This window comes from Nocardia sp. NBC_00881, assembly GCF_045207455.1.
Classification (GTDB): domain Bacteria; phylum Actinomycetota; class Actinomycetes; order Mycobacteriales; family Mycobacteriaceae; genus Nocardia.
The window spans coordinates 8,197,439-8,210,853 of sequence record NZ_CP108798.1; the positions used below are offsets into that span (position 1 = coordinate 8,197,439).

Annotated in this window: 14 protein-coding genes; 11 read left to right on the forward strand and 3 right to left on the reverse strand. The window is 67.9% G+C overall.

Annotation, left to right across the window (positions count from 1 at the left end; genetic code table 11):
* Positions 1-891: 891 nt before the first annotated feature.
* The gene (locus OH799_RS34910) at positions 892-2,142 is read right to left on the reverse strand and encodes an MFS transporter (RefSeq protein WP_406273398.1); all 1,251 of its coding nucleotides are present in this window, start codon (positions 2,140-2,142) and stop codon (positions 892-894) included.
* Positions 2,143-2,807: 665 nt separating this feature from the next.
* On the opposite strand from OH799_RS34910, the gene OH799_RS34915 reads away from it, so the two are divergent.
* Both OH799_RS34915 and OH799_RS34920 read left to right on the forward strand, forming a co-directional pair.
* On the forward strand, positions 2,808-3,971 hold the full coding sequence (locus tag OH799_RS34915) for an alpha/beta fold hydrolase (RefSeq protein WP_406273402.1): 1,164 nt from the start codon (positions 2,808-2,810) through the stop codon (positions 3,969-3,971).
* Complete coding sequence (locus tag OH799_RS34920) at positions 3,940-4,791, forward strand: zinc ribbon domain-containing protein (protein WP_406273405.1); 852 nt, start codon at positions 3,940-3,942, stop codon at positions 4,789-4,791. Before OH799_RS34915 ends, OH799_RS34920 begins: the two co-directional genes overlap by 32 nt.
* Here the strand turns inward: OH799_RS34920 and OH799_RS34925 are convergent.
* Positions 4,748-5,332, reverse strand: coding sequence for a TetR/AcrR family transcriptional regulator C-terminal domain-containing protein (locus tag OH799_RS34925; protein WP_406273408.1), 585 nt, complete (start codon positions 5,330-5,332; stop codon positions 4,748-4,750). The two genes, OH799_RS34920 and OH799_RS34925, sit on opposite strands and share 44 nt — an antisense overlap.
* Before the next feature lie 104 nt (positions 5,333-5,436).
* Here OH799_RS34925 and bioB point away from each other — a divergent pair, with 104 nt between their 5' ends.
* From bioB to OH799_RS34955, 6 genes are all read left to right on the forward strand, one after another.
* Entirely contained in the window at positions 5,437-6,450 is a 1,014-nt protein-coding gene (bioB, locus tag OH799_RS34930; RefSeq protein ID WP_406273411.1) for a biotin synthase BioB, read from the forward strand.
* Between the two features lie 44 nt (positions 6,451-6,494).
* Positions 6,495-6,710, forward strand: coding sequence for a hypothetical protein (locus OH799_RS34935; protein ID WP_406282883.1), 216 nt, complete (start codon positions 6,495-6,497; stop codon positions 6,708-6,710).
* A complete protein-coding gene (locus OH799_RS34940) occupies positions 6,710-7,363 on the forward strand; it encodes a DUF2567 domain-containing protein (protein WP_406273414.1) in 654 nt (217 codons plus the stop codon). Before OH799_RS34935 ends, OH799_RS34940 begins: the two co-directional genes overlap by 1 nt.
* A 93-nt stretch (positions 7,364-7,456) precedes the next feature.
* Positions 7,457-7,990 carry a DUF1353 domain-containing protein gene (locus OH799_RS34945; protein WP_406273417.1) on the forward strand — a complete coding sequence of 178 codons (534 nt, stop codon included), beginning with the start codon at positions 7,457-7,459 and terminating at the stop codon, positions 7,988-7,990.
* Between the two features lie 112 nt (positions 7,991-8,102).
* Positions 8,103-8,417 (forward strand): hypothetical protein, encoded by a 315-nt coding sequence (locus OH799_RS34950; protein WP_406273420.1) that lies wholly within the window; start codon positions 8,103-8,105, stop codon positions 8,415-8,417.
* A gap of 147 nt (positions 8,418-8,564) precedes the next feature.
* Complete coding sequence (locus OH799_RS34955) at positions 8,565-8,744, forward strand: hypothetical protein (RefSeq protein WP_406273423.1); 180 nt, start codon at positions 8,565-8,567, stop codon at positions 8,742-8,744.
* Between the two features lie 87 nt (positions 8,745-8,831).
* Here OH799_RS34955 and OH799_RS34960 read toward each other — a convergent pair whose 3' ends face one another.
* Positions 8,832-9,590 carry an NUDIX hydrolase gene (locus tag OH799_RS34960; RefSeq protein WP_406273426.1) on the reverse strand — a complete coding sequence of 253 codons (759 nt, stop codon included), beginning with the start codon at positions 9,588-9,590 and terminating at the stop codon, positions 8,832-8,834.
* Between the two features lie 77 nt (positions 9,591-9,667).
* Between OH799_RS34960 and nadA the strand changes: the two genes are divergently transcribed.
* The 3 genes from nadA to nadC all read left to right on the forward strand — a co-directional run bounded on the left by nadA (position 9,668) and on the right by nadC (position 13,229).
* Positions 9,668-10,711, forward strand: a complete 1,044-nt coding sequence (gene nadA / locus OH799_RS34965) for a quinolinate synthase NadA (RefSeq protein WP_406273429.1) — start codon at positions 9,668-9,670, stop codon at positions 10,709-10,711.
* Between the two features lie 16 nt (positions 10,712-10,727).
* Positions 10,728-12,299 carry an L-aspartate oxidase gene (locus OH799_RS34970; RefSeq protein ID WP_406282886.1) on the forward strand — a complete coding sequence of 524 codons (1,572 nt, stop codon included), beginning with the start codon at positions 10,728-10,730 and terminating at the stop codon, positions 12,297-12,299.
* A 69-nt stretch (positions 12,300-12,368) separates the two neighbouring features.
* Positions 12,369-13,229: a carboxylating nicotinate-nucleotide diphosphorylase gene (gene nadC / locus OH799_RS34975; RefSeq protein WP_406273432.1), complete on the forward strand. Its 861-nt coding sequence runs from the start codon at positions 12,369-12,371 to the stop codon at positions 13,227-13,229.
* Positions 13,230-13,415 lie beyond the last annotated feature (186 nt).

Consider the following 13,415-nt stretch of genomic DNA (forward strand, 5'->3'; position numbering starts at 1 on the left):
ACGCTCCTACTGGGTAGCCGTAAGCTGCTTGTCCGGCGGATGGACTCCTGGCTCGGCGCTCGAATAGATATGCGGCCAGCCGATCTCGCCGCAGCAGGTGACTGCGCGGCGGCGCTGGTGTAACCGATGGGACACCGGCACTGCGGCAACCCGCTCGACGGCTTCGCCTGGTCAATGCCATACCGGCGGATCTATGAGCACCCCAGGCAGTCCCGGGATCGGGAACCCGGCGACGGGCCGGAGCGTCACCTACCTGCTGGGCGTACCGGAAAGATCTGCTCTTCTGTACCCAGATGTGGGAATGGGCCCAGATTGCCTGGGGCACAATAGGTGACACGTTGGCCCGAGCGAAACGCGGAGACTTCGATGAGCCAGTCCGTTACGGCAGTGCACCTTACCTCGGGCAAAACGGCGCGAGGTGTCGTCGTGGCCGGCTCGGCGTCGCGCTGGCGAGTATCGATAGCGACCGAATATCACCCAGGACATCATCGGTGTCCGCGGTCCTGATCGCCGTTTCATGGCGGCGGCATTTCGCATGACGCCGGTCCCCTGTGTACGCGGGCGGGAAATTCCGCCCGGGTTCTGAGGCTGCCTGGGATTCGACTGGTCTCAGGCTGATCAAAGAGGAAGGAACCTCCGATGATTGAGATTGCCCCGCCGCCCAGCACAATGACACCTCCTCCCGACGCGATCGTCCCCCCGCCGATTGCCCCGCCGCCGGTTACGCCGCCACCATTTGCGCCGCCGCCCGCCGGGTGAGGTAGCCGAGACTGTTCGGCCGGCGTCGGCATTCGCTGTCGAAGCCGGCCGATCCTCGAATGGCGGCCGCTGACGTCGTCAACGGAAACGGCATTCCGACTTGGTATCCACCTCGGCGCGGGCCCGGTACTGTCAGCGCGCGCGACCGACTGCCATTTCCGGAGTTGGGGTAGGGGCGATGGTACTCCCGCGCACCGCAAGGACGAGCATCGCGGCAAGCATCGCCCACCGGGTGGCAACGATCCCGAGGGTGGAAACCAGGTAGCCCGCGCTGAGCGAGCCGAGCGCCACGGCGCCCTCGGAGACCAGCGATATCGTCCCGAGCGCGCGTCCGAGGACCTGCTCGGGGATGACGGTCACCCGGTAGACGGTCAGGGCGATGTGGCTGGCGACGGTGACGCAGCCGATACCACACCAACTTATGGCAAGCAGAATAGGGTTGGCGCTGAACGCAATCGGTATGAGCAGCGCTGTCCACATCCAGAGGGCTCCTCGATAGGCACGTTCCGCGGAGAAGCGGGCGGTGATCCATGTCCCCATGGCTGCGCCGAGCATTCCGCCTACCCCGGACATGCCGAGCACTACACCGGTGATCCAGGCCGGCTGGCCGTTGGCTTTCAGCTCTACCAGGATCAACAGCAGCACGACTTGGATGACGACGTTCGAGGCCCCGATCAGCAAAGTCGACGTTCGAAGCAGCGGCTCGGCCCACACGATACGCACACCCGCCGCGATATCCCGCCCGCTTGTTCGGCCGGTGGACTCCGTGGACTCCTCGGACTTCGCGGAGTCCGTCGACGTAGCCGACTTCGATCGGATCCGGGACAGCGCGGCCAAGCAATATAGGTAGGACGCGGCGTTGGCGAGGAACGGCAGCCAGCGGGTGACGCCGTACATCGCGGCCCCCGTCGCGCGCCCGACCAGATTGGCGATCGATTGCTGAGCCTCGAGGAACGAGAACGCGGCCGGCCGCTGTTCGACTGAAATCAGATCTCGCACCATGCCCAGCTCGCTCAGGCTGACGAAGACGTACGCGCCGCCCTCGACGAATGCGGTACCGGCGAGGATCAGGCCGAGCCCCGGAGGCCGGGCCGAGGCTGCCGCGGCGGCCAGACATGTTCCGGCCAACCCGAGGACTTGGCACAGCTGAAGGATCCGTAGCCTATCGGCCCGGTCGGCGACCATGCCTGCCGGGATTTGGAAGATCAGGCCCGGCACACTCAGCGCGAAACCGGACCACCCAGCCGCCACGGGTGAACCGGTCACTGCGAGCACAAGCATCGGGTAGGCGATTCGGACACCATGAAACCCCGTCAGCGACAGAGCGTTTCCGGACCACAACAGCATGAAGTTCCGGTTCGTGTATATGTGCGATCTACTCATCGTCGCCCGAGGTGCTCCACAACCACGACGGCAGTTCGCTGAACTCCGCATCGTCGGTCTTCGAGCGGACTGCTCGATCTCCGTCCGATTACACGGGACTCGACAGCGCCTGGGTGGTGGCGTTTCGGGCGCATCCAGTGCCTTTCTTCGATCCCTCGTCGCCGGTCGCGCCGCCGCCGACCGGGGCACCTGGCAGTTCCCGCCGCCAGGATGAGGGATGATCTGCACGGGCAGAGAGGGTGTGAGTTGGCGTGCGGATCGTATTGCGGCGCAGGCGCATTCCTCGACACCAGATTCCCATCACTGGGAGTGCGGTGCCGGCGGTCCACTACCGTTCCAGCGCGGGCGACCGGTCCTTCTCGTCTCCTCCGGGTATTCCAGGCGCAGATTGTCATGTTCGGGGCTGTACGCGGCTCCCCCCGAGCCGATTTGGCCCGGCCAGGTGTGCGGCAGTCGCACGATGTGCGATTAGATTCGCGAGGCACGCCGGTCGGTGGTCGGAGATGGGCACCGCCGGCGTAGAGCTCGGCTGCGACAGGTGGGCTGAGACAGAGTCGTAGAGCGAAAGCGTTAGGCCGGTGAATACCGTCCAGTGATCAAGACCGCGCACTGCCTCAGCGACCTCGGAATGGCGGCCGTCCGCACCTGTGCCTACAGTGGGAGAGATGTCGCCGTTGGACGATCGGCACCCGTCCACCGTCTCCGACTGGGATGACGCGCGACGCCGAGCTCGGCTGCGGGACACGCACCTGGGGCATGAGTGGAAGACGTTGCGCCGCACCAGGGTGATGCTGCTGCGGGTCGCCGCACTGCTACTGGCCGGACTGGTGGTGTTCGCGCAGTACTGGAAGTACGACGTCGCGCCGGAACAGGTGCGGCTGGCGCGCACCGACCCGGCCATCCTTCCCGTCGCACCGCCCGTCGACCCGAAAGACTGGGACACCGTGGTGGTGGACATGGTTGGACTCGGCGGCCTGGACGCCGGCGACACCGCCGCCGCGCTGCCCTCGCTGCGCACTATGGGCATGGTGTGGGCGATCCGCTACGACAATCAAGGTATCGACACCAAGGTGATCGCCGACCTGATCATCCGCGCCGCCGAGCAGTCCGGGCTGAAGAACGTCGTGCTGGTCGGGCACAGCATGGGCGGCGTGATCGCATTGGAGGTCGCCGAACACATCCACCTGGACAGTGACCGCAGGCTGGTCGGGGTGATCCTGGACTGCACGCCGATGGATCTGAACGCGGTCCGCCCGGAGAGCCGTGGCCGCGGCGAGGACATGCTGCGCTGGATGGGCTGGCTGCCCGGGGCGCGCGAGAGCCGCATCTTGCGCCTGGCCGTGGAGACCTATGCCCGCCGGGATCAGTTCCTCGACCGCGGCGGCGGGTTGCCCGGCATCCGGCTCGACAAGCTGCGCGGGGTTCTGGGGGCGGTGATGCGGGAGAAGATTCTCTCGCGCGACGCCGCGAGCAACGGTCTGATCGAATCCCAGTTCACCGCCATCGTGGCGGGCGGCGCTCTCGACGACCTGCGCGCCCTGGCCAGGTCCTCGGACGACAAGCCGCGTCCGGCCATTGTTTTCATCCGACCACGCGACCCGGGCCGGGACCGCGTCGTCGACGTCGAATACTCGCACCAAATATTGATCGAGCGGTCCGGCGGCGTGGACGGCACGCTGCTCGTGGTGCTCGCTCGAAACACGGGGCACGCCAACCCGATGCAGCGTCCGCGCGAGTACAACACGGTGATCGAGCAGCAGATTCTGCCGTTCATCCAGCGTTATCAGCAGCAGGTCCGTGCCACGGTGTCGGCGTCGGCGCCGCGCTGAGGCGGGTTGGAACCATGCTGAGACAAACGGTGTTCGCCCCGGTTTCGGGTTGCTTCAATACCCACAAAAGTACTCCAAGCTGCCGCTGCGTGAACGCGTCTACCACTGCGGCGGTTGCGGTCTCGTCCTGGATCGGGATCTCAATGCCGCGATCAACCTCGCCCGCCTCGGCGACACCACCAACGTGGAACGGGGACCGGTACCGGGAGTAGCCCGGCCGCCAGTGCTTCGACTGGACAAGGACGTGGAGCCGACCGGAAGACCCACCCCACCACCACGGTGGGGCAGGCTGGTGGCGTGGAAGCGTCTACCCCGCACGGCCACCCGGCCGATCAGACGGGGACTGCCGCTCCGCAAGGACGGCTGCCTGAACATGGGTCGTCATACAAACACTCACATTTCAGGTAACGGTTCGTCCGCCGGATCGCGCCGCCGCCGCTGCCCGGGTTCTTCACCGGTTTGTAGCTCGCGGTCACGATCGCGTGGCTGGCGCTCATCTTCGGGGGCAGGTCAACGCGACCAGCGGGATCGGCTGACTCATGACCAGGCGCGCACCTACGGACAGACCGGCGTTATCGTGGTCGGCCTGGCAATCTGCGGCTTGCTGGGCCTGTTCGGCAGTCTCCTGGTGCGGCGGTGGAAAGGAAGGCACTCTCCGGCAAGAGCGCGCTGCTGGCAGGCGCTGGCCGAATTCCACTACCGTGTGCTGGAATCGGGTGGGTTGAACGTGCCCACCGGGCGTTCGGTGGGCTTCCAGGATGCCCGTTGCTGTCGGGTCAGCGGACGCGGGTGCCGAGCAGGTGGCGCACGCCCGCGATGAAGAGCTGCAGGCCGAAGTCGAAACGGGCGGTGGCGTCGGGCGTTTCGTCCAGTGGCGAGGCGTCGTCGGGGAGCGCGCCGGCGGAGTCCATCTGCATCCTGGACTGTTCGTCCACGGTTTGGCCGAGCACGTAATACAGCAGTGTGAAGGCCGCGAGCTCTGCCTCGGCCCGCGGCATACCCGCGCGAATCGTAGTGCTCACCAAGCGTTCTCGGCCCTTGCTCGTGGTAAGCCTGGAAGCGTATGTCGCCGAGACCAATTCGGCGCCGTCCCGGTAGGCCAGAAGGCAGTCGCGCAGGCGGTGCACCAATTCGGTGACCTGCTCCGACCAGTCCTCGGCCACGATCGGGTCTTCCATCGGCGCGAGGATCTTGTCCGCGACCGCGCCGAGCAACGCCTGTTTGTTCGGGAAGTGCCAGTACAGCGCGCCGGGTTGCACCTGGAGGGAACCCGCCAGCCTGCGCATGGTGAGGTCGGCGAGGCCATATCGGTCCAGAATCGCGATGGCGCCGTCGATCACGTCCGCCCGGTGCAGCTGCACTGGAATTCCTTCCCCGTGGTGTTTTGACTCACTGTTACCGCTACCCTAGCCTGAACACCGTTCAAGTTGCACGGCCACCTCGGCCGGACGAAGGGATTCGTGCAGTGACCCAGGCACCCGTTGACACCGATGTTCTGTCGATCGCCCGCGAGCAAGTGCTCGAGCGCGGCGAAGGACTGACCCAGGAGCAGGCCCTCGAGGTGCTCCGGCTGGGCGACGATCGGCTGGAAGAGCTGTTGGCCCTCGCCCACGAGGTGCGGATGAAGTGGTGCGGCCCCGAGGTCGAGGTCGAGGGCATCATCAGCCTCAAGACCGGAGGCTGCCCCGAGGATTGCCACTTCTGCTCGCAGTCCGGCCTGTTCCAGTCGCCTGTCCGTGCCGCATGGTTGGACATTCCCAGCCTGGTCGAGGCCGCTAAGCAGACCGCGAAGACCGGAGCCACCGAGTTCTGCATCGTCGCGGCCGTCCGCGGCCCGGACGAGCGACTGATGGCCCAGGTCGCCGCCGGCGTCGAGGCGATACGCAATGAGGTCGACATCCAGGTCGCGTGCTCGTTGGGCATGCTCACCCAGGAGCAGGTCGACCAGCTCGCCGCCATCGGCGTACACCGCTACAACCACAATCTGGAGACCTCCCGCTCCTACTTCCCGAACGTGGTCACTACGCACACCTGGGAGGAGCGCTGGGCGACACTGAGCATGGTCCGCGCGGCGGGCATGGAGGTGTGCTGCGGCGGCATCCTCGGCATGGGAGAAACTCTGGAGCAGCGCGCCGAGTTCGCGGCGAACCTGGCCGAGCTGGAGCCTGACGAGGTACCGCTGAACTTCCTCAACCCGCGGCCAGGCACCCCGTTCGGCGACCTCGAGGTGCTCCCCGCCGCCGACGCGCTGCGCGCCGTCGCCGCGTTCCGGCTGGCCCTGCCGCGCACTATGCTGCGCTTCGCGGGCGGCCGGGAGATCACCCTCGGCGACCTCGGTGCCAAGCAGGGCATCCTCGGCGGCATCAACGCCGTCATCGTCGGCAACTATCTGACCACCCTCGGCCGGCCCGCCGAACAGGACCTCGATTTGCTCGGCGAGCTGAAGATGCCGATCAAGGCGCTCAACGAAACCCTCTGACCCGGTCCGTCGCGACGAAAGAGGCTCCGACCGTGAGTACTGTCATGGACATGGACGAGCGCTACAACCCGTTCACCGGCAAGCGGATCGTGCCGGGGCTCGACGACGCGATCCCGGCGGCCGCCGCGCTGGGGCTGGAGCCGCCGCGCTTCTGCGAACAGTGCGGCCGCCGCATGATCGTGCAGGTGAGCCCGGACGGCTGGTGGGCGAAGTGCTCCAGGCACGGAGTGATCGACTCGGCCGAACTGGAACGCCGCTGATGGTAGCGCCGACGGGCTACGGGATGCGGAGCGAGATGCGTGCCGCGGCGATGATCGCCGTCGCGGTGGTGGTGGCGAGCGCGGTAAGCGGCGTCGGGTGGGGCTTGCTGGCGCCGACCGAGCGGCTGCTCGTGGTCGAACCCGGCCGCGGCTCTGTGCTGACGGGGGAGAGCGCGCACCAGTTCGACGCCATGGCGCTGTTCGTCCTCACCGGGGCCGTACTGGGTCTGCTCTCGGCGATTGCCGCATGGCGGTGGCGGTCGGCGCGCGGCCCCCTGCTGCAGATCGGGTTGCTGGTCGGTTCAGGTGTGGGTGCGATGGCGATGGCGCGCCTCGGCGAACAGGTTGCCGAGTGGCTGCATCCGCGCCCGCACAACCCGCCGGTCGGGCAGATCATCACGCTGCCGATCGAGCTGGGCAGCGCGCTGGCACTGATCGTGCAGCCGCTGGTGGCGTCGTTGGTCATACTGTTCCTCGCCGCGCTGAGCAGTTCGGCGGATCTCGGCAGCGGAACCCGGGCCGGTCGAGTCGAAGGCGGATCCTTCGACACCGCAGGCGCGTTCACGCCTTACGGTGACGCCGCGCGTGCTGGCGAGTTGCCCTATCGTGGCTATGAACCGGCCGTCGAGACACTGCCCGAGTTCCGCCGCTGACGCATTGTCCGAACCGTTGCCGCGGTGGCGTCGTATGGGTATCGAAACCACCCTAGAGTGGGGAATGATGCGGTGGGCGGGAAGGAAAAAGACGTGACCTTCGTCGGGAGCGGGCCGGTTGTCGAGGAACTCGACGCTAAATTCTGGCGGGTAACCGAGCCGCTCGTATATAGCGGCGAGACCGAGGAATTCGTGATCCCCGCCGGGTTCCGCACCGACTTCGCCTCGGTGCCGCGCCCGCTGGTCTGGCTGATTCCGCGCTACGGTTTGTATACCCGCGCCGCCATTTTGCACGATTATCTGCTCAGTTCACGCGCCGTGAGCGTCGCCGACGCCGACGGTCTCTTCCGCCGTTGCCTGCGCGAACTCGGGGTGTCGGTGCCGCGACGCTGGATGATGTGGGCGGCTGTGCGTGCGGCCAGCCGGTTGCGCGGCGCGAGCATCCGGGACATCGCTTTGTTCGTCCTCACCGCCGTGCCCTCGGTGATCTTCCTCGCCGTCCCCGCGGTCGTGGTGACGGTGTTCCTCGCGCTGTTCTGGGCGGTCGAGCTGCTGTTCTGGGCGGGGAGCCGGATGGGTCAGCGCACCGAGACCCCGCCGCCTGAGCCGCAGATGAAGGCGGCCTGACCTGCCCTGTGCGCCGTCGGGATGTGATGGTCCCCTGAACAGCGGAGATGATTCGAGTGGGCACTGAGCGGCGGAATTTACTGGAAACGAGGCAGTTCCCCGAAACTGCCTCATGATCAACGGCACATGGTGGAGGGCCCTTCTCGGGGACATCGGCAACGCGCAGAGCCCCGCCGACCTCGAAGCACGGCATCGGGAGGCGGGGCTGTCTGGTGCAACGACTACGCGGTCCAAGCTGGCGCAAGACAATCCGGCATGGGCGGTCTCGAGCCGCGAGAGCGCGGTGCGGGCGTGGCGGATCCACCGCGACTGCGACCACACGCAGTGTGCCACGCTCATCGCGGCAATTATCGTGATCCGCAACGACTTCGAGTACCTCCGGGACCGCAAGACGATGCGCGAACGCAGCCGAAAGTCGAAGCGGTGACTGACGGGACCCCGTCGATCGGTCCAGGACCGAACCGCAGGGGTCAGGTCAGTCGTCACTCGGCGGCGAAAAATGGGTGGAGGCGGGGAATTTCGCCGGTACCGTAGTCTGGCGGAATTGGTTGAGAACGCGTCGAAGGGAGGTCCGGTGGCAAATCGCATACAGCGGGCTACGGCGGATGCGCCCTCCGTGACGGGTGGTGAGCGGGCCGATCTGGTCGGTTGGCGACGCCGGGATGCGTTGCGGCGCAGCAATGCCGCACGGCCCGTGCCGAGCAAGCGGCAGTATCGGCGCGAACGCAAGCACCGCAAAGCGGTGACTGAGTAGAGCGGAAGGCCCCTTGGGTAGGGAGGGCCGCGAATTCGTCCGTCACGCGCAGGTCGGAGTCGGTGAAGCGGTAGGCCGGAAACCCGTTCAAGTGGGTGGGCGCAGCGCCGCGAACTCGTCCGTCACGCGCAGGCCGGAGTCGGAGAAGCGGTAGACCGCGGCGGGGCGGCCGCCGGCGCGGCCTGGAGCGGTGGTCGCGCCGGTGGGGGTGATCACCTTGCGGCGGGAGAGGACTCGCTGGAGGTTCGTGGTATCCACGTCGTATCCGAGCGCGGCGCAGTAGATTTCGCGCAAGGTCGACATGGTGAACCGGTCCGGCGCCAGCGCGAAGGCGATATTGGTGTACGAGAGCTTCGCGGCCAGCCGGGTGCGGGCGTGGTCGACGACCGTGCCGTGGTCGAAGGACATTGCGGGCAGCGCCGAGACCGGATGCCACGCGGTGTCCGACGGCAGTTGCGGGTCGGCGGTCAGCGGCACGAGGCCGAGGTAGGCCGAGGCGATGCGACGGGGGTTCGGCACCCGATCCGGGGCGCTGAACACCGAGAGCTGTTCGAGATGGGTCAGCTCGCGCACGTCGACCTTCTCGGCGAGCTGGCGGCGCGCGGAGGTGTCGAGATCCTCGTCGTTGCGCAGCCGTCCGCCGGGCAGTGACCAGGTGCCCTTCTGCGGGTCGAGCGCGCGTTCCCACAGCAACACCGCCAGTTCGGTCCTCTGGTCGGGCGGGCAGCGCCGCAGCATGCCTTCAGCGCCGTCAGCAGAGCTCGGACCTGCGGCGATTTTTGTCGGGAAGCGGCGAACCTGGAACACCGCGGTGAGCGATTCGTGGATGGTGCTACTATGGGGCACGTTTTCGATTATAAGTCGAAAACCTGGTTTGGTGCGAATCGGTGGTGAAGCCGACCGCACGAGGAAGGGAGCCATCCATGGCGACGATGGGTGCGAAACTTGCGCCCCCGCTGATGGGGCAGGTATTCGACGGACCCGCGGGATTCGCCGGAGTCGAGGCGACGCCGGAATGGGCGCAGGAGGTCAAGCGGCTGGCCAGGGAGCGCAACGCGACCATTCTCGCGCACAACTATCAGCTGCCGGAGATTCAGGACGTGGCCGACCACGTCGGCGATTCACTGGCACTGTCGCGGATCGCCACCGAGGCGCCCGAGGACACGATCGTGTTCTGCGGTGTGCACTTCATGGCCGAGACCGCCAAGATCCTGAGCCCGGCCAAGACGGTCCTCATTCCGGACCAGCGGGCGGGGTGCTCGCTCGCCGACTCCATCACCGCCGACGACCTGCGCGCCTGGAAGGCCGATTACCCGGACGCGGTGGTGGTCTCGTACGTGAACACCACCGCCGAGGTGAAGGCGCTCACCGACATCTGCTGCACCTCGTCCAACGCGGTCGACGTGGTCGCCTCGATCGACCTCGACCGTGAGGTGCTGTTCCTGCCGGACCAGTTCCTCGGCGCGCACGTCAAGCGCGTTACCGGCCGGGAGAACATGCACATCTGGGCGGGTGAATGCCACGTGCACGCGGGCATCAACGGCGACGAGCTGACCGAGCAGGCACGCACCCACCCCGGCGCGGAGCTGTTCGTGCACCCCGAATGCGGTTGCGCGACGTCGGCGCTGTACCTCGCGGGCGAGGGCGCCTTTCCGGCCGAACGGGTGCACATCCTGTCCACCGGCGGCATGATCGACGCGGCCAAGACGGCGAAGTCGACCCAGGTACTGGTGGCCACCGAGATCGGCATGCTGCACCAGCTGCGCAAGGCCGCCCCGGGGATCGACTTCCAAGCCGTGAACGACCGGGCCTCGTGCAAGTACATGAAGATGATCACCCCGGCGGCGCTGCTTCGCTGCCTGGTGGAGGGCCGTGACGAGGTTCACGTCGATCCGGAAACCGCGGCACTCGGCCGTAATTCCGTGCAGCGGATGATCGAGATCGGTAATCCGGGTGGTGGTGAATGAGCCCGGGCCCGGGCCGATGACCACCCGGGTTTCGATCGACTGGGAGGCAGAGGCCGACCTGGTCGTGATCGGCGGCGGCGTCGCAGGGTTGACCGCGGCGCGGACCGCGTCACTGCGTGGCCTGCGGGTGCTCACGCTCAGCAAAGGCGGACCCACCGACACGTCCACGCAGTACGCACAGGGCGGTATCGCCGTCGTCGCACCGCACGGCGATTCGGTGGAATCGCACATGCACGACACCGTGGAGGCGGGCGCCGGGCTGTGCGACGTGGACGCCGTCCGCTCCATCGTCGAGGGCGGTCAGGCCGCGGTGACGGCGCTGACCGACCTGGGCGCGGTCTTCGATCTGGGCCGTGACGGCCAGATTTCGCGAACCCGTGAGGGCGGGCACAGCACGCGCCGGATCATCCACGCCGGTGGCGACGCCACGGGCGCGGAGGTGCAGCGGGCGCTGAACGAGGCTGGTCTGCCGGTGCTGTTCGGCGCCGCGGTCGGTGAGATCGTCACCGGGCCCGGTGGCGTGCAGGGTGTTGTCGCGGTGTCCGACCAGGGATTCGGCGTAGTCCACGCGCCTGCGGTGCTGCTGGCCACCGGTGGGCTCGGCCAACTCTACGCGCTGAGCACCAACCCGCCCGGCGCCACCGCGGATGGCCTCGCGCTCGGACTGTGGGCCGGCGCGAGCGTGGCCGATCTCGAGTTCGTGCAGTTCCACCCGACTGTGCTGTACTCGCCGGGCGGGGTCGGGCGTCGGCCGCTGATCAGCGAGGCGGTGCGCGGTGAAGGCGCGACGCTGGTCGACACCGAGGGCAACGCGGTGACCGCGGACGTTCATCCGCGCGGCGATCTCGCGCCACGTGACGTGGTGTCCCGCGCCATCGCCGCACGGATGCGAGCCCTGGGCACCGACCACGTCTATCTCGACGCGCGCGCGATCGACGGCTTCCCGCAACGGTTTCCGACGATCACCGCCTCTTGTCTGGCCGCGGCCATCGATCCGCGCACGGACCTGATCCCGGTCGCACCCGCCGCGCACTACCAGTGCGGCGGCCTCGTGACCGACACCCACGGCCGCACCGGCGTGCCGGGTCTGTACGCGGCGGGAGAGGTGGCGCGCACCGGCTTGCACGGTGCGAACCGGTTGGCTTCCAACAGCTTGCTGGAGGGCCTGGTCGTCGGCGAGCGCGCCGGCGCCGCCGCGGCCGAGCGGCTCGGTGAGCGGGCCATGGTGACCGAGGTCGGCGCCCGCGTGACCGAGCACGCCGACCGCGACCTGGTGCAGCAACTGATGACCACGCACGCCTCGGTCGTCCGCGACGGCGCCGGTCTCGACGAAGCGCTCAAGCGGCTGGACGACGTGGTGACCCGGCGCCAAACGCTCTCCGGCGCCGCGCACCCGATCGCCGGGATCGAGGACGCCGCGCTCACCCTCGCGGCACGAACCCTGCTACTTGCCGCCGTCGCCCGCACCGAAAGCCGTGGCTGCCACACCCGATCGGACCATCCGGAACCCGTTCGGTCCCTCCGGCACAGCCTCCCGATGCGCCTGAACACCGAAGGCGCCCCCGAACACACCACACCAACCCCCTGACCACAGCCGTCGAGCGGGACTTCGCGGTGGCGTGCACCCATTCCGTTCGGCAGAGAGAGGAGCACTTCGATGCCTCTGGATTCCGGTTTGGATCGTGACGAGGTCCTGCGGATCATCCGCCTGGCGCTGGATGAGGATCTGCGCTACGGCCCGGATGTCACCACGGCGGCCACCGTGCCCGCCGACGCGGTCGCGAAGGCGTCGGTGGTGTCGCGGCAACCGGGGACCGTGGCGGGGCTCGACGTCGGGCTCCTTGTGCTCGACGAGGTGCTCGGCGTGGGTGACTACGAGGTCACCGACCGCGTCGCCGACGGAACCAGAGTGCAGCCGGGGCAGCCCGTGCTGACCGTGGTCGCGCCGACCCGCGGCCTGCTCACCGCGGAGCGCACGATGCTCAACCTCGTCTGCCATCTGTCCGGCATCGCGAGCGCGACGGCCGCCTGGGTCGACGAGGTCGCGGGCACCGGATGCCGTATCCGCGACAGCCGCAAGACCCTGCCGGGACTACGTGCGCTGCAGAAGTACGCGGTCCGGGTCGGTGGCGGTGTCAACCACCGCATGGGCCTCGGTGATGCGGCACTGATCAAGGACAACCACGTCGTCGCCGCGGGGTCGGTGGTCGAGGCGCTGCGCGCGGTCCGCGCCGTCGCTCCCGACATCGCCTGCGAGGTCGAGGTCGACAGTCTCGAACAACTCGACGCCGTGCTCGCCGAGAACGTGGAACTCGTCCTGCTGGACAACTTCCCGCTCTGGCAGACACAGGCAGCCGTGCAGCGCCGCAACGCCGCGGCGCCGGAAACGAAACTGGAGTCCTCTGGCGGCCTGAGCGTCGACATCGCCGCCGACTACGCCCGCACCGGCGTCGACTACCTCGCCGTCGGCGCCCTCACCCACTCGGTGCGGGTGCTCGACCTCGGCTTGGACATGTAGGCGCACTCGGGCGGTGCGCCGACTCGGCCGCCGCTCCGGCTGTGCCACTGGGACACGTCCGGACCGGCGGCAGTTCCTGGTCGGCAGCGCGGTCCACGTCGTCCCGCAGTCAGGTGCGAAGGGGTGAACCGAACGGTAGCGGTTCGATCGGCGGATGGGCCGCGGCGGGGTTGCCGGCATCGTGCG